The organism is Variovorax sp. GW823-FHT04B03 (assembly GCF_058796495.1).
Genome location: NZ_JBXAIT010000001.1, coordinates 1,779,455 through 1,801,209 on the forward strand (window position 1 = coordinate 1,779,455; position 21,755 = coordinate 1,801,209).

At 68.2% G+C, this 21,755-nt stretch carries 21 protein-coding genes; 3 read left to right on the top strand and 18 right to left on the bottom strand.

Features of this window, described 5'->3' with window-relative positions:
- Positions 1–9 precede the first annotated feature (9 nt).
- From AC1RAD_RS08335 to AC1RAD_RS08385, 11 genes are all read right to left on the bottom strand, one after another.
- On the bottom strand, positions 10–951 hold the full coding sequence (locus AC1RAD_RS08335; protein ID WP_492734480.1) for an ABC transporter permease: 942 nt from the start codon (positions 949–951) through the stop codon (positions 10–12).
- A 142-nt stretch (positions 952–1,093) separates the two neighbouring features.
- Positions 1,094–2,692 (bottom strand): ABC transporter substrate-binding protein, encoded by a 1,599-nt coding sequence (locus AC1RAD_RS08340; protein WP_492734481.1) that lies wholly within the window; start codon positions 2,690–2,692, stop codon positions 1,094–1,096.
- Between the two features lie 6 nt (positions 2,693–2,698).
- Entirely contained in the window at positions 2,699–3,235 is a 537-nt protein-coding gene (locus tag AC1RAD_RS08345) for a MarR family winged helix-turn-helix transcriptional regulator (RefSeq protein ID WP_095946830.1), read from the bottom strand.
- Between the two features lie 234 nt (positions 3,236–3,469).
- The gene (locus tag AC1RAD_RS08350; protein WP_492686083.1) at positions 3,470–4,927 is read right to left on the bottom strand and encodes an N-acyl-D-amino-acid deacylase family protein; all 1,458 of its coding nucleotides are present in this window, start codon (positions 4,925–4,927) and stop codon (positions 3,470–3,472) included.
- 13 nt (positions 4,928–4,940) lie between these two features.
- The gene (locus tag AC1RAD_RS08355; RefSeq protein WP_492734482.1) at positions 4,941–5,942 is read right to left on the bottom strand and encodes an ABC transporter ATP-binding protein; all 1,002 of its coding nucleotides are present in this window, start codon (positions 5,940–5,942) and stop codon (positions 4,941–4,943) included.
- The gene (locus AC1RAD_RS08360; RefSeq protein ID WP_070095027.1) at positions 5,939–6,973 is read right to left on the bottom strand and encodes an ABC transporter ATP-binding protein; all 1,035 of its coding nucleotides are present in this window, start codon (positions 6,971–6,973) and stop codon (positions 5,939–5,941) included. Before AC1RAD_RS08360 ends, AC1RAD_RS08355 begins: the two co-directional genes overlap by 4 nt.
- 16 nt (positions 6,974–6,989) lie before the next feature.
- Positions 6,990–7,904, bottom strand: a complete 915-nt coding sequence (locus tag AC1RAD_RS08365; protein ID WP_492734483.1) for an ABC transporter permease — start codon at positions 7,902–7,904, stop codon at positions 6,990–6,992.
- 25 nt (positions 7,905–7,929) lie between these two features.
- Positions 7,930–8,865, bottom strand: coding sequence for an ABC transporter permease (locus tag AC1RAD_RS08370; protein WP_056574393.1), 936 nt, complete (start codon positions 8,863–8,865; stop codon positions 7,930–7,932).
- A gap of 15 nt (positions 8,866–8,880) precedes the next feature.
- Positions 8,881–10,458, bottom strand: coding sequence for an ABC transporter substrate-binding protein (locus AC1RAD_RS08375; protein WP_492734484.1), 1,578 nt, complete (start codon positions 10,456–10,458; stop codon positions 8,881–8,883).
- Positions 10,459–10,507: 49 nt separating this feature from the next.
- Positions 10,508–11,959: a M81 family metallopeptidase gene (locus AC1RAD_RS08380; protein WP_492734485.1), complete on the bottom strand. Its 1,452-nt coding sequence runs from the start codon at positions 11,957–11,959 to the stop codon at positions 10,508–10,510.
- A 43-nt stretch (positions 11,960–12,002) separates the two neighbouring features.
- Positions 12,003–13,157 carry an NAD(P)/FAD-dependent oxidoreductase gene (locus tag AC1RAD_RS08385; RefSeq protein ID WP_492734486.1) on the bottom strand — a complete coding sequence of 385 codons (1,155 nt, stop codon included), beginning with the start codon at positions 13,155–13,157 and terminating at the stop codon, positions 12,003–12,005.
- A gap of 204 nt (positions 13,158–13,361) precedes the next feature.
- On the opposite strand from AC1RAD_RS08385, the gene AC1RAD_RS08390 reads away from it, so the two are divergent.
- Genes AC1RAD_RS08390 through AC1RAD_RS08400 form a run of 3 tightly spaced genes read left to right on the top strand, consistent with a single transcriptional unit; the run spans position 13,362 to position 14,732 of the window.
- Positions 13,362–14,075, top strand: coding sequence for a helix-turn-helix domain-containing protein (locus AC1RAD_RS08390; protein WP_307637379.1), 714 nt, complete (start codon positions 13,362–13,364; stop codon positions 14,073–14,075).
- Between the two features lie 58 nt (positions 14,076–14,133).
- Complete coding sequence (locus AC1RAD_RS08395; RefSeq protein WP_492734488.1) at positions 14,134–14,331, top strand: hypothetical protein; 198 nt, start codon at positions 14,134–14,136, stop codon at positions 14,329–14,331.
- A 50-nt stretch (positions 14,332–14,381) separates the two neighbouring features.
- Positions 14,382–14,732: a DUF2200 domain-containing protein gene (locus tag AC1RAD_RS08400; RefSeq protein WP_492734489.1), complete on the top strand. Its 351-nt coding sequence runs from the start codon at positions 14,382–14,384 to the stop codon at positions 14,730–14,732.
- A gap of 63 nt (positions 14,733–14,795) precedes the next feature.
- On the opposite strand, the gene AC1RAD_RS08405 is transcribed toward AC1RAD_RS08400, so the two are convergent.
- The 7 genes from AC1RAD_RS08405 to AC1RAD_RS08435 are packed head-to-tail and all read right to left on the bottom strand — an operon-like array spanning position 14,796 to position 21,675.
- Entirely contained in the window at positions 14,796–15,821 is a 1,026-nt protein-coding gene (locus AC1RAD_RS08405; protein WP_492734490.1) for a Bug family tripartite tricarboxylate transporter substrate binding protein, read from the bottom strand.
- A 60-nt stretch (positions 15,822–15,881) separates the two neighbouring features.
- Positions 15,882–16,793 carry an HpcH/HpaI aldolase/citrate lyase family protein gene (locus AC1RAD_RS08410; protein ID WP_492734491.1) on the bottom strand — a complete coding sequence of 304 codons (912 nt, stop codon included), beginning with the start codon at positions 16,791–16,793 and terminating at the stop codon, positions 15,882–15,884.
- Positions 16,794–16,828: 35 nt separating this feature from the next.
- Positions 16,829–18,085 carry a CaiB/BaiF CoA transferase family protein gene (locus tag AC1RAD_RS08415; RefSeq protein WP_492734492.1) on the bottom strand — a complete coding sequence of 419 codons (1,257 nt, stop codon included), beginning with the start codon at positions 18,083–18,085 and terminating at the stop codon, positions 16,829–16,831.
- Positions 18,085–18,573 (bottom strand): MaoC family dehydratase, encoded by a 489-nt coding sequence (locus AC1RAD_RS08420; RefSeq protein ID WP_492734493.1) that lies wholly within the window; start codon positions 18,571–18,573, stop codon positions 18,085–18,087. Before AC1RAD_RS08420 ends, AC1RAD_RS08415 begins: the two co-directional genes overlap by 1 nt.
- A complete protein-coding gene (locus AC1RAD_RS08425; RefSeq protein WP_492734494.1) occupies positions 18,570–19,811 on the bottom strand; it encodes an acyl-CoA dehydrogenase family protein in 1,242 nt (413 codons plus the stop codon). The genes AC1RAD_RS08420 and AC1RAD_RS08425 overlap by 4 nt, the downstream gene beginning before the upstream one ends.
- A 2-nt stretch (positions 19,812–19,813) precedes the next feature.
- Positions 19,814–20,314: a MaoC family dehydratase gene (locus tag AC1RAD_RS08430; protein WP_159274584.1), complete on the bottom strand. Its 501-nt coding sequence runs from the start codon at positions 20,312–20,314 to the stop codon at positions 19,814–19,816.
- Positions 20,311–21,675 (bottom strand): MmgE/PrpD family protein, encoded by a 1,365-nt coding sequence (locus AC1RAD_RS08435; protein WP_492734495.1) that lies wholly within the window; start codon positions 21,673–21,675, stop codon positions 20,311–20,313. Before AC1RAD_RS08435 ends, AC1RAD_RS08430 begins: the two co-directional genes overlap by 4 nt.
- Between the last annotated feature and the right edge of the window lie 80 nt (positions 21,676–21,755).

A 21,755-nucleotide genomic window follows, 5' to 3' on the forward strand; every position in this document is an offset into this window, starting at 1 on the left:
GAAGGAAGGTCAGTACCGGATGCGCGGATCGAGCAGCAGGTAGCTCAGGTCCACCAGCAGGTTGACCACCACGTACACGAGCGAGAAGAAGAGGGTGATCGCCTGGATCAGCGGGTAGTCGCGCGAGAGCACGGCGTCCACCGTGAGCTGGCCCAGGCCGGGGATCGCGTAGATCGTCTCGGTGACCACCACGCCGCCGATCAGGCCCGCCACGCTCAGGCCGATGACGGTGGCGATCGGCACGGCCGCGTTGGCCAGCGCGTGGCGCAGCAGCATGCGCCACTCGGCGATGCCCTTGGCGCGCGCGGTGCGCACGTAGTCTTCGGTGAGCGCCTCCGACACCGCCGCGCGCGTGACCCGCGCGATGAGCGCCGCGTACATCACGGCCAGCGTGACGCAGGGCAGCGCCAGGTGACGCAGCCACGGGCCCACGCCGTCGCCGATGCGCTGGTAGCCCTGCGAGGGCAGCCAGCCGAGCTGCATCGAGAACAGCCAGATCATCACGTAGCCGGCCACGAACACCGGCACCGAGAAGCCGAGCACCGAGGCGCCCATGATGAAGCGGTCGAGCCGGCCGCCGCGCCGCGAGGCCGCGAGCACGCCCAGCGGCACGGCGATCAGCACCGTGAGCGCCACCGTCACCGCCGCCACCGAGAGCGTGGGCTCCAGGCGCTGGCCGATCAGGTCGGTCACGCGCATCCGGTAGAAGAACGAATAGCCGAGGTCGCCGCGCAGCACCTGACCGAGCCAGTGCACGAACTGCGTGACGATCGATGCGTCCAGGCCCAGTTGGGCGCGGATGCGTGCGATGTCCTGCGCGCTGGCCGCGTCGCCGGCAATGGCGGCCGCGGGGTCGCCGGGCGTCATGCGCAGCAGCAGGAAGACGATGACGGCCACGATCAGGAGCACGGGCGCGGTGGCCAGTCCGCGGCGCAACAGGAAGTGGAGCATGTGAATCAGGTCCTTGACGGGGGGCCGGGCGTGTGGCGCGGGCAAAGGAAGTCCCGCCCGGCTGCCGCGCGAGGCGCAGCCGGTCAGGGGTGGCGATCAGAAAGGGGAGAGGAGCGGGCGCGCGGGCCGGCCTATGTCGCGGTCATGGCGATGGTGCGGACGTCTTGCGCACGTTCCAGTACAGCACCGCCGGCGACGGCAGCAGGCCGGTGATGGTGCCGCGGCGCACGGCCGTGGGCGCCTTGCCTTCGCCGAGCGGGGCGAGCACGCCGTGCTCGAGCACGACCTGCTGGATCTGCGTGGCGATCTCCTTGCGCTGCGCGAGGTCGGCGGTGGCGATGAACTTGGTCTTCAGCGCTTCGAGCTCGGGCACCACGGGCCAGCCGAAATAACCCTGGTCGCCGTTGCCGGTCAGCGGGCTGTAGCCAATGGGGCTGCTCGCGTCCACGCCGCCCCAGAAGGTGATGAAGGCGTTCCAGCCGCCGTTCTCGGGCAGGTCTTTCTTCGCACGCCGGGTCACGAGCGTGGCCCAGTCGGTGGTCTGCACGTCGACGTTGAAGCCCACCTGCTTGAGCAGCTGGCCGTACACCGCGGGCAGCTTGTTCAGCGCGGGCGCGTCGCCCGGCAGCAGGATCACCACGGGCTTGCCGTCGTAGCCCGATTCCTTGAGCAGCTTGCGCGCCTCTTCGAACTGCGGCTTGCCGGTGTAAAAGCCCGTCTTGTCGCTCGCATAGAGCGAGCCGCACAGGTAGATCGAGGCGCAGGGCTTGTAGAAGTCGCGGAAGGTGACCTGCGCGCGCAGCATCGCTTCCTGGTTGATGGCCAGCATCGCGGCCTTCAGCGCCTTGGGGTTGTTGAAGGGCGGCACCTTGTGGTTGTAGAGCACCGTGAAGGGGCCCGCCGGCATCACGTCGACGAGCTCGATCTTGTCGTTGGTGCGCATGCCGGTGTAGCCGGACGAGGGCACGGTCTCGAGCATGTCGACCTCGCCGTTGAGCAGCGCATTGGCCTGCGTCTGCGGGTCGCGCAGCATCACCCATTCGACGCGGTCGACGTGCACCACCTTGCCGCCGGCCAGGCCCGAGGCGGGCTCCTTGCGCGGCACGTAGGCGGTGTTCTTGCGGTAGATGACGCGGTCGCCCGGGCGGAAGTCTTCCTTGGCGAGCGTGAAGGGGCCGGAGCCCACCAGCTCGTCGATCTGCTTGTCGGCGGGCGTGTCGGCCACGCGCTTGGGCATGATGAACGGCACCAGCGGGTTGGGCTTGCCGAGCGCGTCGAGCACCACGCCGAAGGGCTGCTTGAACGTCATGCGAAAGCCGTTGGGGCCGTCGGCGGCGATGCTGTCCATCGCCTCGTACATCTTCTGGCCCAGCGTGTCGCGCTTGGCCCAGCGTGCCAGCGAGGCGATCACGTCCTGGGAGGTGACCGGTGCGCCGTCGTGGAACTTCAGGCCCGGGCGCAGCGTGAAGCTCCACACCTTGTTGTCGGCGCTCGCGCTGTACTTGTCGACCATCTGCGGCTTGATGACGCCCTTCTCGTCCATCGCGAAGAGGGTGTCGTAGATCATCAGGCCGTGGTTGCGCGTGATGTTGGCGGTGGTCCAGATCGGGTCGACGATCTTCAGGTCCGACGAGGGCACGGTGCGAAGCACGGTCTGCGCGGACACGGTGGCGGCGAAGCACAAAGCGAGCGCCGACAGGGAAGCCGCCGCGACGCGGCGCGGTGAAAGGTGGATTGCCATGGAGCCTTACTTCTTTCGGGAGGGAGCGGAAGAACCGGGGGAGGAAGGGGGCGATTCCTTGCTTTCGCGCAACTGCACCAGCAGGAATTCGAAGATGTCGCGCGAACCTTCTTCGGCGTCGATGAGCTTGTGCATGATGCGGCGCAGGTTCTCGATGTCGGCGACGCTCAGGCAGTCGAGAAAGCGCGCTTCCATCTCATGCCCGATGGGCTCGGCGCGCAGCACCATGTCGATGCCGGCGGGGCTGAGGCACAGACGGATCTGCCGCGCATCCTCGGCGCCGATCTGGCGCTCGACCAGCTCGCGCTGCACCAGCGAACTCACCAGCTTGGAGACCAGCGTCTTCTCGATGGCGCAGGTCTGCACCAGCTGGCCCATGGTGATGCCGGGCGCGGCGCCGATCATGCGCAAGAGGCGCACGTCGCGGATCGACAGGCCGAGCTCGATCTCGTAGATGCGCGAGCCGCGGTCGCGCGTGCGCTGCGAGGCCAGGTCGAGCAGGACGTTGAGGTAGTCGTCTTTCAGGCGAAGCGGGGCGTGCATGGCGGGTTGGTAGAAGTCTTCAATAGTTGAAATGTTCAACTATGTGGACAAACTACGCAAGCTCCGGGCCAGCTGTCGAGGGAAATCCCCTAGGGTCGTGCCGCCAGAGGGGGAAAGCGCAAAGGAGAAAGAAAAACCGGGCCCCTGAGGCCCGGCGTGTTCACCGATCCGGTGCTGCGCATGCACCAGGATGCGAAGGCGGGCGCCGTGCAGGCGCCGCCGAGGTGCGCGCTGTCAGGCCGCGTCCTGGCGCACGATCACCTGGCCGTTGCGCGCGCCGCTGTGCACGCCGTGGCGCCAGGTGACGGCGCCGTTCACGATCACCGCGTCGATGCCTTCGGCGGGTTCGGTCGGCGTTTCGTAGTTCGCGGTGTCGCGCACGGTGGCGGCATTGAAGACCACCACGTCGGCGTGGTGCCCGACCTTGAGCGCGCCGCGCTCGTGCAGGCCGAAGTTGCGCGCCGTGAGCCCGGTCATCTTCCACACCGCCGTCTCCAGCGGGAACAGGCCCACGTCGCGGCTGTAGTGCCCCAGCACGCGCGGGAAGGTGCCCCACAGGCGCGGATGCGGCTTGTCGCCCAGCGGAATGCCGTCGGAGCCGATCATGGTTTCGTCGAAGGCGAGCACGCGCTGCACGTCGTCCTCGTCCATCATGAAATAGATGGCGCTGCCGGGCGACAGGCGCAGCGCGGCCTCTTCGCCCGACACGCCCCATTCGGCCGCGATGTCCTTCAGGTCGCGGCCCGCGCATTCGGGGTGCGGCACGCTGGAGGCGATGAGCACGCGCCCGTCCATCATCCCGCGGTCGGTGCGGATCATGGTGGAGCCGGCGGTGTACGGGTAGCAGTCGAGGCCGATGCACTGGTGCTTCATCGCTTCCTGGATGAAGGGCAGCGTGACCTTGGTCTTGCCGAAGTTCTGCGTGTTCTGCACCTTGTGGTGCGACACCACCACGGGAATGTCGAGCGCGCGGCCGATGTGGAAGGTTTCTTCGAGCGACTCCATCACGCGGTCGCTCTCGTCGCGCATGTGCGTCACGTACAGCGCCTTGCGCGCCGTGAGCGGACGGCCGACCTCGATGATCTCCTCGGTGGTCGCCTTCACGGCCGGCGGGTAGAAGGTGCCGGTCGACAGGCCGATGGCGCCGGCCTGCATCGCTTCTTCGACCAGCGCCTGCATGGCGGCGATCTCCTGCGCGGTGGCGGGGCGGTCGAGGTCGGACATGGTCACGGCGCGCAGGGTGGAGTGGCCGACCATCGCCGCCACGTTGACCGACGAGGGCGTGGCACGCAGCGCGTCCAGGTAGGCCGCAAACGTCGTGAAGCGGTCTTCCGGCGGCGTCTCGAGCAGGCTCAGCGGCATCGGCAGGTCCATGTCGGCGCGCAGCGGCGCGGCGCTGATGCCGCAGTTGCCCGCCACCACCGTGGTCACGCCCTGCGACACCTTGAACGGCATCTGCGCGTGCGACAGCACGGCCTGGTCGTCGTGCGTGTGCGAGTCGATGAAGCCGGGCGCGACGATGCGGCCGGTGGCGTCGAGCGTTTGGTCGGCCGTGTGGCCCGCGAGCTTGCCGATGGCGGCGATGCGGCCGTCGACGATGCCCACGTCGGCGTCGAAGCGCGGGGCCTTGGTACCGTCGATCACGGTGCCGCCGTGGATCAAGAGGTCGTAGTGGGGTGTCTTGTCGGTCATGGGGGCAATGCTTTCAACGGAAGTGGCAGGCGACCCAGTGGCCGCCCTGGGAAGTCGAGGGGCGCTCGCTCAGCGCGGGCGTCTTCTCCTTGCACACGGCCTGCGCCATCGGGCAGCGCGTGTGAAAGCGGCAGCCCGAGGGCGGGTTGGCCGGGCTCGGCGGATCGCCCTGCAGCAGCAGGCGGCGCGCGGGCGTGCGCGGGTTGGGCACGGGCACGGCCGACAGTAGGATCTCGGTGTACGGATGGCGCGGCGCCGAGAACAAGGTGTCGCGGTCGGCGATCTCCACGATGTGGCCGAGGTACATCACGGCCACGCGGTGGCTGATGTGGCGCACCACGGCGAGGTCGTGTGCCACGAACAGGTAGGCGATGCCGAACTCGGCCTGCAGGTCCATCAGCAGGTTGACCACCTGCGCCTGCACCGACACGTCGAGTGCCGACACGGGCTCGTCGCAGACGATGAGCTTGGGGTTCAGCGCCAGCGCGCGCGCAATGCCCAGGCGCTGGCGCTGGCCGCCCGAGAACTCGTGCGGAAACTTCTTCGCCGCCTCGGGCCGCAGGCCCACGCGCGAGAACAGCCACTGCACGCGCTCGCGCCGCTCGGCCACCGACACGTCGCCGAAGTTGCGCAGCGGCTCGGCCACGATGTCGCCGGCCGTGAGGCGCGGGTTCAGCGAGGCGTACGGGTCCTGGAAGATGATCTGCAGGTCGCGCCGGCGCTGGCGCATCGCGTTCGCGGGCAGGGTCAGCAGCTCTTCGCCGTTCAGTCGCACCGAACCCGAGGTGGGCTCGACCAGCCGCATCACCGACTTGGCCGTGGTGGTCTTGCCGCAGCCCGACTCGCCGACCAGCGACAGCGTCTCGCCGTGCCCGACGTTGAACGACACGCCGTCGACCGCCTGGATGGCCGGCTTGGCCGGGCGCAGCCAGCGCCGCGGCGAGGTGTAGTGCTTGCGCAGCTCGCGCACTTGCAGCAGCGGCGCCTTGGTGGATGGGGTCGTCGTTGTCGTCATGCGCTCACCTCGGCAGCCTCGTCGGTCCATTGTTCCTGCACCGCGAAGCAGGCGACCACGTGACCGTCGCCCTGCGTGGACAGTGGCGGTGTCTCGCGGCGGCAGCGTTCGCGCGCCTGCGCGCAGCGCGCGGCAAAGGCGCAGCCGCGCCCGAGCTCGTGCGCGGCGGGCACCATGCCCGGAATCTCGTGCAGCCGCGCGCTCGACGTGCTCATGGCAGGCATCGAGGCCATCAGCGCACGCGTGTAGGGGTGCAGCGGGCGGTCGAAGAGGTCGACCACGTCGGCCTCTTCCACCTTCTTGCCGGCGTACATGACGACGACGCGGTCGCAGCTCTCGGCCACCACGCCCAGGTCGTGCGTGATCATCACCACGCCCATGCCCAGCTCCTTCTGCAGCCGCTTGATGAGGTCGAGGATCTGCGCCTGGATGGTCACGTCGAGCGCGGTGGTGGGCTCGTCGGCGATCAGCACCTCGGGGTTGCAGGCCAGGGCCAGCGCGATCATCACGCGCTGGCGCATGCCGCCCGAGAGCTGGTGCGGGTACTCGTTCACGCGCCGCTCGGGCTCGGGGATCTGCACCAGACGCAGCATCTCGACCGCGCGCTGCAGCGCCTCGGCGCGGCTGGCCTTCTGGTGCAGCTGCACCGTCTCGGCGATCTGCCGGCCCACGGTGAGCACCGGGTTCAGCGAGGTCATGGGCTCCTGGAAGATCATCGAGATGCGGTTGCCGCGGATCTGGCGCATCTCGCGTTCGCTGAGCTGCATCAGGTCGGTGCCGCGCAGGCGCACCGCGCCCATGTGGCGACCGGGCGGCGTGGGCACCAGCCGCAGGATCGAGAGCGCCGTCACGCTCTTGCCGCAGCCCGATTCGCCGACCACGCCGAGCGTGCGGCCCGCGCGCACGGTGTACGACACGCCGTCGACCGAGCGCACGGTGCCCGCGAGCGTGCTGAAGTAGGTGCGCAGGTTGTCGACCTCGAGCAAGGGCTCGCCGGGGGCGAGGGTGGCCTGGGACATGGGGATCGTCATGGCGCGTTCCTCTTCATCACAGCTGCCGCGCCAGGCGCGGGTCGAGCGCATCGCGCAGGCCGTCGCCGAGCAGGTTGATGGCCAGCACCGTGGCCGCCAGCAGCAGGCCCGGGTACAGGATGATGTGGAACGCCACGGTCACGAAGTTGCGGCCCTCGGCCATCATGTTGCCCCAGCTCGGCGTCTGCGAAGGCACGCCCACGCCGAGGAAGGACAGCGCGGCCTCGGTGAGCACCGCGGCGGCGGCCACGAAGGTGGCCTGCACCACCAGCGGCGCCACGATGTTCGGCAGCACGTGCCGAACGAGGATCACCGGCAGCCGCGTGCCGACCGCGTGCGCGGCCTCCACGAACAGCTGCTCGCGCAGGGTGAGTGCCAGCGAGCGCACCAGCCGCACCACGCGCGGAATCTCGGGCACGGTGATGGCGATGATCACGGTGGTGAGGCTGGCGCGCGTCACCGCCATGAGCGCAATGGCCAGCAGGATGCCGGGGATGGCCATGAGCCCGTCCATCACCCGCATGATCGGGCCGTCGGCCCAGCGCACGAAGCCCGACACCAGGCCCAGCGCGATGCCGAAGAAGGTGGCGAGCACGGCCACCGAGGCGCCGACGATCATCGACACGCGACCGCCCCACACGGCGCGGCTGAACACGTCGCGGCCCAGCGCGTCGGTGCCGAACCAGTGCTCGGCCGAGGCCGGCTGCATGCGCGCCAGCGGGTCGATGTCCTGCGGGTCGTGGGTGGCGATCCAGGGGGCGGCGATGGACAGCGCGGCCACCGCGAGGAGCAGAAGCGCGCCGACGATCAGCGTCGGGTGCTTGCGCACCCAGCGCCAGCGCGGCGGTACGAAAGGGGCGTCTTCGGCAGAGGCTGCGGCATCGGCAGGCACCGGCGCATCGACCTCACGCAAGGGCAGGGCAGTGGACATGGCGTCGTGGGGCTCGTTCTTTGTTCTAGTACTGGATGCGCGGATCGAACAGGCGGTAGCTCAAATCGATCAGGAGGTTGATCAGCACGTACACCCCCGCCGACAGCAGCAGCACGCTCTGGATCACCGGGTAGTCGTGGCGCTGCACCGAATCGATGACCAGCCGGCCCACGCCCGGAATGGCGAACACCGTCTCGGTGACCACCACGCCGCCGATGAGCAGCGCAATGCCCGCGCCGATGGTGGTGGCGATGGGAATGGCCGCGTTGCGCAGCGCATGGCCCAGCACCGGCAGCACGCCCAGGCCCTTGGCGCGCGCGGTGCGGATGTAGTCCTCGTGCAGCACCTCGAGCACGGTGGCGCGCGTCATGCGCGTCACCAGCGCGATGTACACCAGCGCCAGGTTCACGCAGGGCAGCACCAGCGCGCGCAGCCAGGCGCCGGGGCCTTCGGAGAAGTTCACGTAGCCCTGCACCGGAAACCACGGCAGCTGCACCGCGAAGGTGTAGACCAGCAGGTAGCCCACGAGGAACACCGGCACCGAGAAGGCCAGCACCGCGAACAGCATCACGAGCCGGTCGATCCAGGTGCCCGCGCAGTAGGCCGCGAGCGTGCCCAGCGGCACGGCCGTCACCAGCGTGATGAGCATGGTCAGCGCCGCGATCGACACCGTGGGCTCCAGCCGCTGGCCGAGCAGCTGCGTCACCGGCACCTGCGTGAAGATCGAGGTGCCCAGGTCGCCCGTGAAGATCTTGCCGATCCACAGCCCGAACTGCTGCCACAGCGGCAGGTTCAGGCCGAGCGCGGCGCGCAGCTTGTCGATGTCCTCGGTGGTGGCGAGGTCGCCCGCGATGAGCGCGGCCGGGTCGCCGGGCGACAGGTGGATCAGCAGGAACACCACCACGGCCACCACCGCCATCACCGGCAGCGTGGAAAGAAAGCGTCGAACGATGTAGCCCATGGCGGTGCGCGTGGCTTACTTGTCGAGCACCCAGACGGTGGGCATGCCGGCCCACATCTTGTCCAGCCCCTTGATGCTGGCGCGCGCCGCGAACGCGGCCGAGTACTGGCCCGCGTTGATGTACGGCACGGCCTCGTAGGCGCGCGACTGGAAGGCGTCGAGCAGTTCCTTGCGCTTGGCCGGCACGGTTTCCTTCAGCCAGGCGGTGCGCAGCTCGTCGAGTTTCTTGTCGCAGGGCCAGCCGGGCAGCGTGTTGCCGCAGGCCGCGCCCAGGTAGGCGTTGCTGATGGGCGAGTTCACGTCGAACTCGCCGGCCACGGTGACGTACATGTTCCAGCCGCCGGCGTCAGCTGCATCGCGCTTGGCGCGGCGCGCACCGATCGAGGCCCAGTCCATGGTCTGCGCATCGACGTTCAGGCCGATGCTCTTCATGGTCTGCGCGGCCATCAGCGCCTCGGCGTTGAGGTAGGGCACGTCGCTGGGCACCATCAGCACCACCTTCTCGCCCTTGTAGCCGGCGTCGGCGAGCATCTTCTTCGCCTTGGCGACGTCGGCCTTGCGGAAGGGCTCCGCGCCGGCCGAGGTGTCGTTGGGGCTGCCGCAGATGAACCAGGTGGCGCAGTAGGCCATACGCATGTCCAGCGGGAAGCCCATGGCCGCGACGAAGCGTTCCTGGTTCACGGCCTGCAGCAGCGCCTGGCGCACCTTCGGGTTGTCGAAGGGCGGGTGCAGCTGGTTCATCACCAGGAAGCCCTGGTAGGCGCCGCCGGAGCCGATCTTGATGTTGCTGTCGGTGCGCAGCGGTGCGATGTAGTCGGGCGCCAGCTGCTCGATGTAGTCGACCTCGCCGCGCTTGAGCGCCGAGATCGCGCTGTTGGCGTCGGGCAGGTAGAGCCATTCGACGCGGTCGAGACTGGTCTTCTTGCTGCCGGCCAGGCCGCTCGGCGGCTCGCTGCGCGCCACGTAGTTCGGGTTGCGCACGAACACCGTCTTGTTGCCCGGCACCCATTCGTCACGCTTGAAGATGAAGGGCCCCGAGCCGACGACCTCGGTGAGGGGCGCGGTGGCCGGCAGCTTGGCGATGCGCTCGGGCAGGATCACAGGCGGAAAGCCCGAGGGCTTGGCCAGCGCGTCGAGCACCATGCCGAAGGGCTCGTTGAGCGTGAGTGTGAAGTTGCGCGCGTCGGTCGCCTTCCACTCGGCGCCGACGGCCGTCATGGCGCGGCCCAGGCTGTCGCGCGCCGCCCAGCGCTGCAGCGAGGCCACGGCGTCGGCCGAGGTCACGGCGGCGCCGTCGGAGAACTTCAGGCCGGGGCGCAGCGTGAAGCTCCACTGCTTGCCGTCCTTGGAGGTCGTGTACTTCTCGACCATCTGCGGCTGCGGCTTGCCGGTGGCGTCCTGCGCGAACAGCGTGTCGTACACCATGTGGCCGAAGTTGCGCGAGATGTAGGCCGTGGTGAAGGTCGGGTCGAGGATCTTCAGGTCGGCGTGCGCCACCACCTTGAGTGTCTTGGGCGGCGTCTGGGCGAGCGCGGGAAGGCTGGCGGCCGAAAGGGCCAGGGCAGCGAGGGCAGCAAGCGTTCGTCGGGTCATCGTCGGTTCTCCGGTCGGTGGGGCGAAACAAAAAAGAAGAAGAGGGAGTTCAGGCGGCGACGCCGATGGGCCACTTCGGCAGGCGAGCCTTGCGGTACGGCAGGGTGGTGAGGTCGAGCGTCACGGCGCCCGGTGCGCCGGCGTAGATCACGTGCTTGGCCACCTGCGAGTACGACGCGTAGAAGTGCTGCGACGACTTGACCACGACGATCTTCTTGGCCGCCAGGTCGCAGCCCAGCTGCGTGAACAGGTCGGTGCCCATGGCCTGGTTGCGCCGCGTGATCAGCACGATCTCGATGCCGTTCACCTCGACCAGCGCGCAGTCGCCCATGGCGGTGGGCGTGTTCGACAGGCCCGTCATCACCAGGTCTTCCTGCAGCGCCTTCACGGTGCATTCGAGGTCCAGCGGGTCGCCGGACAGCGGGCTGATCTTGCCGCCGATGCGCATCTGCAGCCTGGCGCCCACGCCGGCGTCGAAGGCGATGCGCACGGCGATCGGGTCCCACATCGGGCCGAGCGCGGCGTTGGTGATGCCGCGCTCCAGCATGCGGCGCAGGATGAAGGTGGAGTCGCTCGCCGCGCCGCCGCCGGGGTTGTCGGCGCCGTCGGCCAGCACCACGGGGCCGCCGTCGAAGGCGAGCGCTTCGTCGAGCGAGTCGTCGATGCTCGGGTAGTTGACCGTGAGGCCGTCGCGCATGCCGATGACTTCATCGGCCAGCTGGCGTGCCAGTGCATTCGCCTTGGCCTGGTCGCCATCGGTGTAGACCAGCACCTTGGTGCCCATCTCGGGCACGTCGCCCCACGAGAAGCCGTGCGTGAGCGAGACCGAGAGCACGCCGTCCTTGCCTTCGAGCGCCTGCATGCGCTGCACGAAGCTGCGCGCCGGCTCGCGCGAGGTGTGGACGGTGACGATGATGTCGCAGTCGACCATCGCGACCACCGGCTTCACCTTGCCCTCGACGGCCGCGGCGCAGATGTCGACCAGCTCCAGCCCGCGTTCGAGCACGTCGGTGTGCGGGTACTCCTTGAAGGAGACCATCACGTTGGCGTTGTCCACCATGGCGGGCGTGAGGTGGTTGTGCGGATCGAGCTCGGCGCCGATCACCACGTCAGGGCCGACGATCTGGCGCACGCGCGCCAGCATGTCGCCTTCGCAGTCGTCGTAGCCGTCGGCCACCATCGCGCCGTGCAGGCCGAGCAGCACCATGTCGACCGGCAGCGCGGCGCGCAGGTCGTTCAGCATTTCGTCGCGCAGGGTTTCGTAGGCGTGGCGCGTGGTGATGCCGCTGGGCTGCGCGCCCGCCACCATGCCTTCGAGCAGCGTCCAGCCCTTTTCCTTGCCGCGGATGCGCGCGGCCCACAGCGGGCCCGAGTAGATCGTCAGCGCATCGGGATGCTGGCCGGCGGGAAAGTAGCCGCGGTCCTTGAAGGAGGCGATGCCGGTCGGCATCGGGCCGAAGGTGTTGGTTTCGGTGGCGAGGGAGGCACTGAAGACACGCATGGTGATTTCTCGTGGGGAAGATTGGTGGGGGAGGGAACGCGGATCAGCCGGCCGTGCGCAGGCGCTGCGGGCCGAGCATCTCGGCCGTGAGCCCGAAGCCCGCGATGCGCTCGGGCAGCGGCAGGCCGCGTGCCAGCGCGGCGCAGGCCTCGCCCATGGCGGCCGAGGTCTGGATGCCGTAGCCGCCTTGCGCCGCGACCCAGAAGAAGCCGGGCGCGTCGGGCGCGAAGCCGCCCACCAGGTCGCCGTCGGCCACGAAGGAGCGCAGGCCGGCCCAGGTGCGCGTGGGGCGGCGGATGGCGAGCGTGGTCGCTTCCTCGATGCGGTGCATGGCGATGGCGATGTCCATCTCTTCGGGCTGCACGTCCTGCGGCTCGACCGGGTCGGCGTTGGCCGGCGAACCGAGCAACATGCCCGCGTCGGGCTTGATGTACCAGCCCTCGTCGGCGGCGAAGACCATCGGCCAGTGCGCCACGCTCTGGCCCTCGGGCGGCGCGAAGATGAAGGCCGAGCGGCGGCGCGGCTCGATGCCCAGCGGGCGCACGCCCGCCAGCTGCGCGATCGTGTCGACCCACGCGCCCGCCGCGTTGAGCACCACGGGCGCCTCGTACACCGTGCCACCCGCCGTCACGCGCCAGCATTCGCCCACGCGGTCCATGGCCGTGACCTCGGCATCGCACACCAGCTTGCCGCCGGCCTGGCGCATGCCGCGCAGGTAGCCCTGGTGGATGGCGTGCACGTCCATGTCGGAGGCGTCGGGTTCGTACACCGCGCCGGCCACCTGCTCGGGGCGCAGCGCCGGCACCATCTCGCGCGCCTGCTCGCCATCGAGGCGCTGGGCGCCGACGTCCATGGCGCGCAGCAGTTCCCAGTGCGCTTCGAGCTCGTGCAGGTGCTCGGTGCCCGCGACCATCATCGCGCCGCGCGGCGTGAGCAGCGGGTGCTCGGCAAAGCCTTCGGGCGGGTGTTCGAGGAAGGCGCGGCTGGCCATGGTGAGGGCGCGCACCTGCGGCGTGCCGTAGCTCTCCATGAAGAGCGCGGCCGAACGGCCGGTGGAGTGGTAGCCCGGCTGGGCTTCGCGTTCGAGCAGGATCACGCGGGCATGCGGGGCGAGCCAGTGGGCCACCGAAGCCCCGGCGATGCCGCCGCCGATCACGAGGTAGTCGGCCACGACGGGAGTGGTTGTGCTTGTTGTCATCGCCGAAAAGTGTAGGTAGAAATTTGCGGATACGCAAATTGATTTGCGCCAACCAAGGGGAAACCATGGGTGCACCACCTAGGTGAAATTTGCGTACACGCAATTTGCGCATACGCAAAACGCATGCCGGGGCTGTCGCGCCGTGCGTGGCCGGCCGGGCGCGGGGCTGGCAGAATCGCCCGGCATACCTAGAGAAAGCCAAGCGTGACTCCACACACAGGGAACCGGGGCGGGGCGAAGCCGAAGGAAGAGCCGCCCACGCTGGACCGCACCACTTTCGGCCATCGCCTGCGCACCGCGCGCAAGCGTTTCGGCTGGACGCTGGCGCAACTGGCCGAGCGCTCCGGCGTGTCGATCACCACCATCTCGCGCGCCGAGCGCGGCCAGCTCGCGCTCGGCTACGAGAACTTCACCGCGCTGGGCCGCGCGCTCGAGATGGACATGAACGCCATGTTCGCGGGCGCCGGCGTCAAGCCCGAGCAGCTCGACGGCCCGGTCGTCACGCGCGCGGGCAAGGGCGTGGTCTACAAGGGGCTGGCCATCGCCTACGAGTTCCTGGGCACCACCGCCGCCGGCAAGCAGATGAGCCCCATCGTCGGCACCGTGCACGCGCGCCGCATCAACGGCCCCGAGGACTTCGTGCGCCACACGGGCGAAGAGTTTGCCTACGTGCTGTCGGGCGAGATCGACGTGTATTTCGACAACGGCGAGGTGGTGCGCCTGGCGCGCGGCGACTCGCTGTACTTCGACAGCCGCCTCGGGCACGCCTACGTGAGCGTGAGCCGCCAGCTCGCGAAGATCGTGGGCATGACCTCGGGGGAGAGCGGGCACATGAAGTCGGCGCGCGAGGCGCCTGCGATGAAGCCGGCGCGCAAGACTGTGGTGGCGAAGAAGACAGCTCGGGGCGGGAAGGGGTGAGGGACGCGGCGCTTCTCGGGCGCCATTTTTCGCTCAAGCGAACACGGAAAGGATTCGAATGGCAGATTGGAAAGGTCGACTCTTCTTTCTCGCCTTCGGCGCACTCGTTGCTGCGGTCGGCTATTTGCTGCACCACTGGGGTGAGCCGATCGGGATCCTGATCGGCCTCGTGGGTGGGGCGTGCATTGCCGTGAGCACGGTGTTTTCGGATCGCCTGTTCGAGAAGACCATCGGCTTCATGGCTCGGTTCTGGTAGCGGCAGAGCGCCGTCAGAATCATTCCGATCGACATGAAGGAGACATGACGATGTCAGAGCACCGGATTTTCGCGATGCCGTTCGCCAAGGTGTACCCCATGTACGTCCAGAAAGCGGAGCGCAAGCAGCGCACGAAGGAAGAGGTCGACGAGGTCATCTGCTGGCTCACCGGCTACGACGCCGCGGGGCTGCAGCAGCAGGTCGACCAGCAGAACGATTTCAGGACCTTCTTCGCGCAGGCCCCGGCGCTGCACCCGAACCGCGCGCTGATCAAGGGCGTGGTGTGCGGCGTGCGCGTCGAGGAAGTCGAAGACCCGCTGATGCAGAAGATCCGCTACCTGGACAAGCTGGTCGACGAGCTGGCCAAGGGCAAGGCGATCGAGAAGATCCTGCGGGCGTAGTGCGCGCCGCTCGATCGCCGGGCAGCCAACGCGCCAGATGGCCCCGGAGCCGAGGCCATCTTGTTATTCGACCATCAGCCCCAGCTCGCGCGTCATCTTCTGGTACGTGGGCCACGTCTGCTGGATGAACTTCTGCAGTTCGACGCCGGTCCATGGCGGGCTCTCCACGCCCAGCTGGGTGAGCACGGTCTTCACAGGCTCCGATTTCGTCGCCGAATCGTGGGCCACCTCGGCGAGCCGCCGCACCACCTCCTTGGGCAGGTTGGCCGGGCCCAGCACCATGTTGCATTCCTTGAGGTTTTCGAATGCCGGTCCCGTGAAGCCTTCGTCGGCCCAGGTCGGAATGCCCGGGAGCAGCCGCTCCGAACGATCGCCCGAGATCACCAGGATCGGCCGGAACGCCCCGCGCTGGATGCCGGCGGCCATGCCGGCCATCGAGCCGGCACCGATGTCGATGTTGCCTGCCATCAGGTCGAACACCATCGGCCCCGTTCCCTTGTAGTTGACGAGGTCGAACTTGGCGCCGGTCTGCTTGGCCAGCTGGCTCATCATCAGTTGCCAGCCCGAGCCGATGCCGTAGTTGCCGACGCTCACCGGCCGCTTGCGCGCCAGCTCGATCAGCTCCTTGAAGTTCTTCACCGGCAGGTCTTTCTTGACGACCATGGGCGACGTGCCGGTGCTGAACGCAGCGATCGGCGTCAGGTCTTTGGTGGTGTCGAGCGGCACCTTCTTGAGCAGCACGGGTGCCTGTGCCAGTTGGCTGTGCAGCGTGATCAGCAAGGTGTAGCCGTCCGGTGCGGAGCGCGCCACTGCGTCCGCCGCGATCATGCCGATGGCGCCGGGGCGGTTCTCCACGACCACGGGAACGCCGAGCCGGCCCGTCATGTATTCGGCGAGCGCGCGTGCGGTCGCGTCGTTCGAGGAACCCGGCGCCTGCGCCGCGATGATCTTGATGGGCCGCGAGGGCCAGTCCTGCGCACGCGCCAGGCCCGGAAGCCATCCGGCACCCAGCAGGCCCAGCCCGGTGCCCAGAAGGCGGCGGCGTTGCGCAGCCTCGGGGGCCAATGTCGATTCGATGCTCGTTGTCATGTTTGTCTCCGTCATTTGTGGGGGATCGGGTGTGCCGGCCCTGCGGCCCAGGGGGCGGGGCTACATGCCGATCTGGTCCGCGCGGTCGACCAGGTTCTTCACGATGCGGACCGAGGCGATGTCGATCATCTTTCCGCCGTACTGGACGGCGCCCAGCCCTTGCGCCAGTGCCGCGTCATAAGCCTGGATCATTTCTCGCGCGCGCGCCACGTCGGCGGCGGCCGGCGAGAAGGTGGCCTGCGCAATCTCCACCTGCGAGGGGTGGATCGCCCACTTGCCGACCATGCCGAGGATCATGGACCTGCGGCACTCTTCGCGGAAGGACTCCGGTTCCTTGAAGTCGGCGAAGGGCCCGTCGACCGCATCGATGCGGTTCGCACGCGCCGCGATCGTGAGCTTGTGACGCTGGTAGCTCCAGATGTCGCCGGGGTAGCCGCTCGGGCCCCCGATGTCGCGGATCGAGACGCCCTGGCTCGCCGAGTAGTCGCCCATGCCGAAGATCAGGCACTCGAGCCGCGGCGTCGATGCGGCGATCTCCTCGACCTGCATCATGGCTTCGACTTCTTCGATCAGCACATCGATGCCGATGCGCTTCTTCAGGCCGAGCTTCTTTTCCATCATGGTGAGCAGCTTGTCGACAAACTGCACGTCGGCCGCACTCATGGCCTTGGGCAGCATGATCATGTCGAGGTTCTCGCGCGCACCTTCTACGACCTCGATGATGTCCTCGTAGGCGTACTCGGTGGTCAGGTCGTTGATGCGCACGCAGCGCGTGGTGCGTCCCCAGTCGAGCGTGTTCAGTGCTTGCACGATCTTGGCGCGTGCGGGTCGCTTCTCGGAGGGCGCGACCGCATCTTCGAGGTCGAGGAAGACGAAATCGACGTCCATGCCGGCGGCCTTCTGCATCATCTTTTCGCTGGAGCCGGGAACGGACAACTGGCAACGGCGCAGCCGCCTGGGTCTTTCTTGCATGGGTTTTCCTTGGGAGATCAAAAAGAGGGAAGGGGTTACTGGATGACGTGCTCGGCGTGCAACGCCGCGATGTCTTCGCTGCTGAAGCCGAAGGTCCGCAGCGTCTCGTCGGTGTGTTCGCCGGTGAGGGGCGCGCGGCGGCGAACGCCGCCCGGGGTGCCGCTCATACGCACCGGCGTGCCGGCCACCGTGAGCGGGCGGGAGGCGCCGGGCTGCTCGACATCGACCAGCATCTGGCGTGCGCGGAAGTGCGGGTCGTCGAAGATGTCGGCCGCATCGAAGACGGGGCCGAACGGAATCTCGCCGCCCAGCAACGCCGAGAGCTCGGCCTTGGTGTGGCGCGCAGTCCAGCTGCCGACGATTTCTTCGACGCTCGCCTTGTGCTTGACGCGCGCCTCGTTGGTCGCATAGCGCGGGTCCGCCGCGAGTTCCGGCTGGCCCATGCGTTGCACGAGGGGCACCCAGAAGCGGTCATTGGGCACGCCCAGGCTCACATGGCCGTCCTTCGCGGGAAAGAGCCCGAAGGGACACAGCAGCGGATGGCCGTTGCCCTCGGGCCCCGGTATGGCACTGGTGGCGCTGTGCTGGAACACCAGCCGCTCGCAGACCGCGAGCACGGCATCGACCATTGCCACGTCCAGGAACTGGCCCTGGCCGGTGCGCTGCGTGCGCCAGCAGGCCGCGGCAATGCCGTAGGCCAGGTACATGGCGGGCACGATGTCGCCCACGCCGGGCCCGATCTTCGTGGGGGCGCCGCCCGGCACGGCGCCAGTGATGCCCATGATGCCGCCCATCGCCTGGGCCACCGGGTCGTAGGCGGGCCAGTCGGCGTATGGACTCTCGCCGCTGCGTGCGTCGCCGAAGCCGCGCAGCGCCGCATACACGAGGCGCGGGTTCTCCTGCGCCAGCGTCTCGTAGCCCAGGCCCAGCCGCTCCATCACGCCCGAACGGTAGTTCTCGACGAGCACATCGGCCTGCCGCACGAGCCGCAACAGCGCGGCCTTGCCGGCGGGATGCTTCAGGTCGAGGACCAGCGAATCCTTGTTGCGGTTGATCGAGGCGAAGTAGCTGCCGAAGCCTTGTTCGTCGATCCGCCTGGCGCCTTCGAGGTGCGGGCCGGTGCGGCGCGTGAGGTCGCCACCCGGCGGCTCGATCTTCACGACGTGTGCGCCCTGGTCGGCCAGCATCATCGTGGCGTACGGGCCCGCGAGCATCTGCGTCAGGTCCAGCACGACGAGGCCTTCGAGGGCCCCCGTCGCGCATCGGGCGGGCGCCGCAGTATGCGTACGCATTACTTGCCTGCCCAGTGGCTCTTGCGCTTGAGCAGCACGGTCCGCTCGGCCTCGACGCAGAGCTTGTCGTCCTGGTTGATGCCGTAGTGCCGGAAGCGCACGATGCCGGCGTCGGGCTGGTCGGCGTCGCTGCGTTCGAGCACTTCGCTGAAGGCGTACAGCGTGTCGCCATGGAAGACCGGGTTCGACAGGCGGATCTTGTCCAGCGTCAGTTCGCGCAGGCACTGTTCGGCCGTGTCCTGCGCCGCCAGCCCGAGCACCATCGACAGGTTGATGCCGCCGAACACCACGCGCTGCGAAAAGATGCCGCGCGCATCGCGCTTCATCGCATGCTCGTTGAAGTGGCCCTCGGCCGTGTTCATGACCATGTTGGTGATGAGCACGTTGTCCATCTCGGTCACGGTCTTGCCGCGGGCGTGCCGGATCAAAGCGCCCACTTCGAAGTCTTCGAAGTAGTTGTCCGTGCTGGTGAGTTCCGACGTCTTCATGCCGTGGCCCCTCCCTTGGCGGCTTGCAGCTTCTCGAAGGCGCGCCCCGCGATCATGGCTTCCACTTCCGACTTGCCCAGCAGGTGCGTCGAGATGATGCGTTGCTGGATCTCCGACGTGCCCTCGAAGATCTTGGTCAGGCGTGCGTCGCGCCAGTAGCGCTCCACCGCAAACAGCTTGGTGTAGCCCGCGCCGCCGAAGATCTGCATGGCCTCGGACGTCACGCGCTCGGCCATCTCGGAGGCGAAGTACTTGACCATCGACGCCTCCTTGTCGCAACGCCTGCCGCTGTCGATCTGGCCGCACACGTAGTACATCAGCTGACGTGCCGCCTCGATCTCGGTCGCCATGGTCGCGATCTTGAAACGGATCGCCTGGTATTCCGCAATCGGCATGCCGAACTGCTTGCGTTCGCCCGCATAGGCAATGGCGTCTTCCAGTGCGCCTTGCGCGAGGCCGATGGCGCGGGCCGCCGTGTGTGCGCGTGCGCCTTCGAGGCCCTTGGTCATCAGGTGGAATGCCTTGCCCTCCTCGCCGATCAGCCCTTCGGCCGGCACGCGCAACCCGTCGAGCGCGAGCTCGAAGGTCTTCCAGCCGAAATAGCCGATCTTCGGGATGGAAGAGCCCGTCATGCCCTTGGGAAAGCAGCCGCGCTCCTTCTCGATCAGGAAGCACGAGATGCCCAGGTAGCGCTTGTCCGAACTCGGCGGCGGCGAGGTGCGCGCAAAGAGCGTGAGGTAGTCGGCGCCATCGGCAAAGGTGCACCAGTACTTGTTGCCGGTGAGCACCCACTCGTTGCCGTCGCGCACCGCGCGGCACGAGATCGAGGCCAGGTCGGAGCCGGTGTCGGGCTCGCTCAGGGCGCTGGCGTTGAGGAACTCGCCGCGCACGACGCGGGGCAGGTAGCGCGCACGCATCTCCTCCGGCATGGCCGACTTGATCCATCCCCCCTGGGCGCGGGCCACGATGGACGCCACCGACATCCAGCCGCGCGCCAGTTGCTCGCAGATGAGGCAGTACTCGAAGTAGCCCAGCCCCATGCCGCCGTATTCCTCGGGGATCATGATGCCGAAGTAACCCATGTCGGCCAGCTTCTGGCGCAGGTCCATCGGGATCTCGCCGTCGGGCCCGTCGAGCCGGTTGGCAACCGGCAGCACCTCTCGCATGGTGAAGTCGCGTGCGGCGTCGCGAATCATGCGACGCTCTTCGGTCATGTAGCCCAGTCCGTCTTCTGACATTCTCAGTTCCTTGTTTTGACGAGGTTGGAGCGCTTGAAGTCGATGACTTCCTCGCCTTGCTGGTTCGACCCGCGCGTGTGCCAGGTCACGATCCCGTAGCCGGGCCGGTTGGAGGCCAGGCGTCGCGCAATGACTTCGGAGCGCGCGTACAGCGTGTCGCCGGGGTACACCGCCTTGCAGTAGCTGAGTTCGTCGACGCCCAGGAACGGGCCACCGCCTTCCGACAGGTCTTCGACCGACAGCCCGAACACCGTGTTGAACACCAGCAGTGGATTGACCGGCGTGGCCGGATGGCCGTGTGCCTTGGCAAAGGCCTCGTTGGTGTAGTGCGGGTTGTAGTGAAGCGTGAGCGTCGAGAAGAGCGTGTTGTCGGCCGCCGTGACCGTGCGGCCCCAGTGGTGCGCAAAAGCGCGGCCGATCTCGAAATCTTCGTAGCGGTTGCCGCGGGGTCGCAGCGTCGCGTCGGCTTTCAGCCGTGCGACCGTGGGGTCGTTGGGAGTCATTGGATGGCTTCGAACAGGGGGTGGAGAGATGGGGAACGGTCGAGTGCGTCGACGGCCTCGACGAACCGGTCGAAGCGGGCGGCACCGAGCACGGGTTCGGCGATCGAACGGGCCTTGGCCAGCAGGCGCGCCCACTGCGCGTCGAGGTCGGTGGCGGGAATCACCACGTTGGCGGTGCGGGAGAGCGTCCGGCCGTCGCGCGTGTGCATCGTCACGGTGGCCGCGTCGCGGTTCTCGGCCTCGACCACGACCATGGACACGCACCGGGCGGCGGCGGCGTAGCGCGCATCGAGTGCGGTGCGGCCCGAGTACAAGCCGAGGTCGGAGGTGTCCGCGCCGTCGAGCGCCAGTGCGGCCAGATGCTGGATCGAGAACTTCACGTTGAGCCCGCTCTGCGGCACCGCGATGTCGCAGACCCCGCGATGGTTGCCGGCAACCTGGAGGGTCATCGACTCCAGTGCGTCGAGATCGACGCCGTCGTGCTGCCGCAATGCGCGGATCGCCTCGATCGTGGAATGGGTGAGGTAGCAGGAGGCGTGGTACTTGAAGAGCGTCTGTTCGACGGCAAAGCCGTGGCGTGTGTCGATCGACGGTGCCACGCCGTTCAGCGCCGGTGCCATGGTGCGGGCAAAGCCCTGTATGCATTCGATCGCGCTGTCGTTCACCGTGAAGCCGCGCGCGGCGAGCTCGGCGGCCATCAGTCCGTTCATCGCGGCCTTGCCGGCATGAAGCGGCTTGCCCATGGTTCCGAACATGCACTTGAGTCCTGCGGCCTGGGTCGCCGCGAGGCCCAGTGCATGCGCTGTCTGGTCGCTGTTCAGGCCGCGCAGGTTCGCGCAGGCCGCCGCGGCGCCGAAGGTGCCGACGGTCCCGGTGGCATGGAAGCCATGCTGGTAGTGGCTTGGACCGACGATCTCTCCGAGCCGGCTTTCGATCTCGTGGCCCACCACCAGGGCACGCAACAGGTCGCGACCGGAGGCCGCGCGCGACTGGGCCATGGCGAGAACGGCCGGCGCCACCGGCACCGTGGGGTGGCCGAACATCCGCGATGCGACATCGTCATAGTCCAGCGCGTGGCCTGCGGCGCCGTTGATGAGCGCCGCATCGTGCGGCGCGGCACGCCGTCCGCTGGCCAGCAGAAGGCAGGGCTGGTCTGCCGACCCCTGGTATGCATCGGCAAGGATCTGCACCAGTGGCTCGGCTGTGCCTGCGATGCTGACGGCGAGCCAGTCGAGCATTGCATGCTTCGCCCATTGGTACGCCGCGGGGGTGAGAGCGGCATCGTCGGTGTGGCTGATCCAGTCGGCCATCAGGTGCGTGACCGCCACGCTGTCGATGCTCTCGTTGGTCTGATTCTTCACGTTGTCTCTTGGCCCCGGTGGGAGGCTCGTTTGGTGGGTTCTCCAAAGTATTGAGCAGGCTCGGGCAAAGATGCATCACA

Coding starts and splice junctions, on each gene's coding strand:
- AC1RAD_RS08335 (WP_492734480.1), bottom strand. CDS start 951: ATGCTCCACTTCCTGTTGCGCCGCGGACTGGCCACCGCGCCCGTGCTC.
- AC1RAD_RS08340 (WP_492734481.1), bottom strand. CDS start 2,692: ATGGCAATCCACCTTTCACCGCGCCGCGTCGCGGCGGCTTCCCTGTCG.
- AC1RAD_RS08345 (WP_095946830.1), bottom strand. CDS start 3,235: ATGCACGCCCCGCTTCGCCTGAAAGACGACTACCTCAACGTCCTGCTC.
- AC1RAD_RS08350 (WP_492686083.1), bottom strand. CDS start 4,927: ATGACCGACAAGACACCCCACTACGACCTCTTGATCCACGGCGGCACC.
- AC1RAD_RS08355 (WP_492734482.1), bottom strand. CDS start 5,942: ATGACGACAACGACGACCCCATCCACCAAGGCGCCGCTGCTGCAAGTG.
- AC1RAD_RS08360 (WP_070095027.1), bottom strand. CDS start 6,973: ATGACGATCCCCATGTCCCAGGCCACCCTCGCCCCCGGCGAGCCCTTG.
- AC1RAD_RS08365 (WP_492734483.1), bottom strand. CDS start 7,904: ATGTCCACTGCCCTGCCCTTGCGTGAGGTCGATGCGCCGGTGCCTGCC.
- AC1RAD_RS08370 (WP_056574393.1), bottom strand. CDS start 8,865: ATGGGCTACATCGTTCGACGCTTTCTTTCCACGCTGCCGGTGATGGCG.
- AC1RAD_RS08375 (WP_492734484.1), bottom strand. CDS start 10,458: ATGACCCGACGAACGCTTGCTGCCCTCGCTGCCCTGGCCCTTTCGGCC.
- AC1RAD_RS08380 (WP_492734485.1), bottom strand. CDS start 11,959: ATGCGTGTCTTCAGTGCCTCCCTCGCCACCGAAACCAACACCTTCGGC.
- AC1RAD_RS08385 (WP_492734486.1), bottom strand. CDS start 13,157: ATGACAACAAGCACAACCACTCCCGTCGTGGCCGACTACCTCGTGATC.
- AC1RAD_RS08395 (WP_492734488.1), top strand. CDS start 14,134: ATGGCAGATTGGAAAGGTCGACTCTTCTTTCTCGCCTTCGGCGCACTC.
- AC1RAD_RS08400 (WP_492734489.1), top strand. CDS start 14,382: ATGTCAGAGCACCGGATTTTCGCGATGCCGTTCGCCAAGGTGTACCCC.
- AC1RAD_RS08405 (WP_492734490.1), bottom strand. CDS start 15,821: ATGACAACGAGCATCGAATCGACATTGGCCCCCGAGGCTGCGCAACGC.
- AC1RAD_RS08410 (WP_492734491.1), bottom strand. CDS start 16,793: ATGCAAGAAAGACCCAGGCGGCTGCGCCGTTGCCAGTTGTCCGTTCCC.
- AC1RAD_RS08415 (WP_492734492.1), bottom strand. CDS start 18,085: ATGCGTACGCATACTGCGGCGCCCGCCCGATGCGCGACGGGGGCCCTC.
- AC1RAD_RS08420 (WP_492734493.1), bottom strand. CDS start 18,573: ATGAAGACGTCGGAACTCACCAGCACGGACAACTACTTCGAAGACTTC.
- AC1RAD_RS08425 (WP_492734494.1), bottom strand. CDS start 19,811: ATGTCAGAAGACGGACTGGGCTACATGACCGAAGAGCGTCGCATGATT.
- AC1RAD_RS08430 (WP_159274584.1), bottom strand. CDS start 20,314: ATGACTCCCAACGACCCCACGGTCGCACGGCTGAAAGCCGACGCGACG.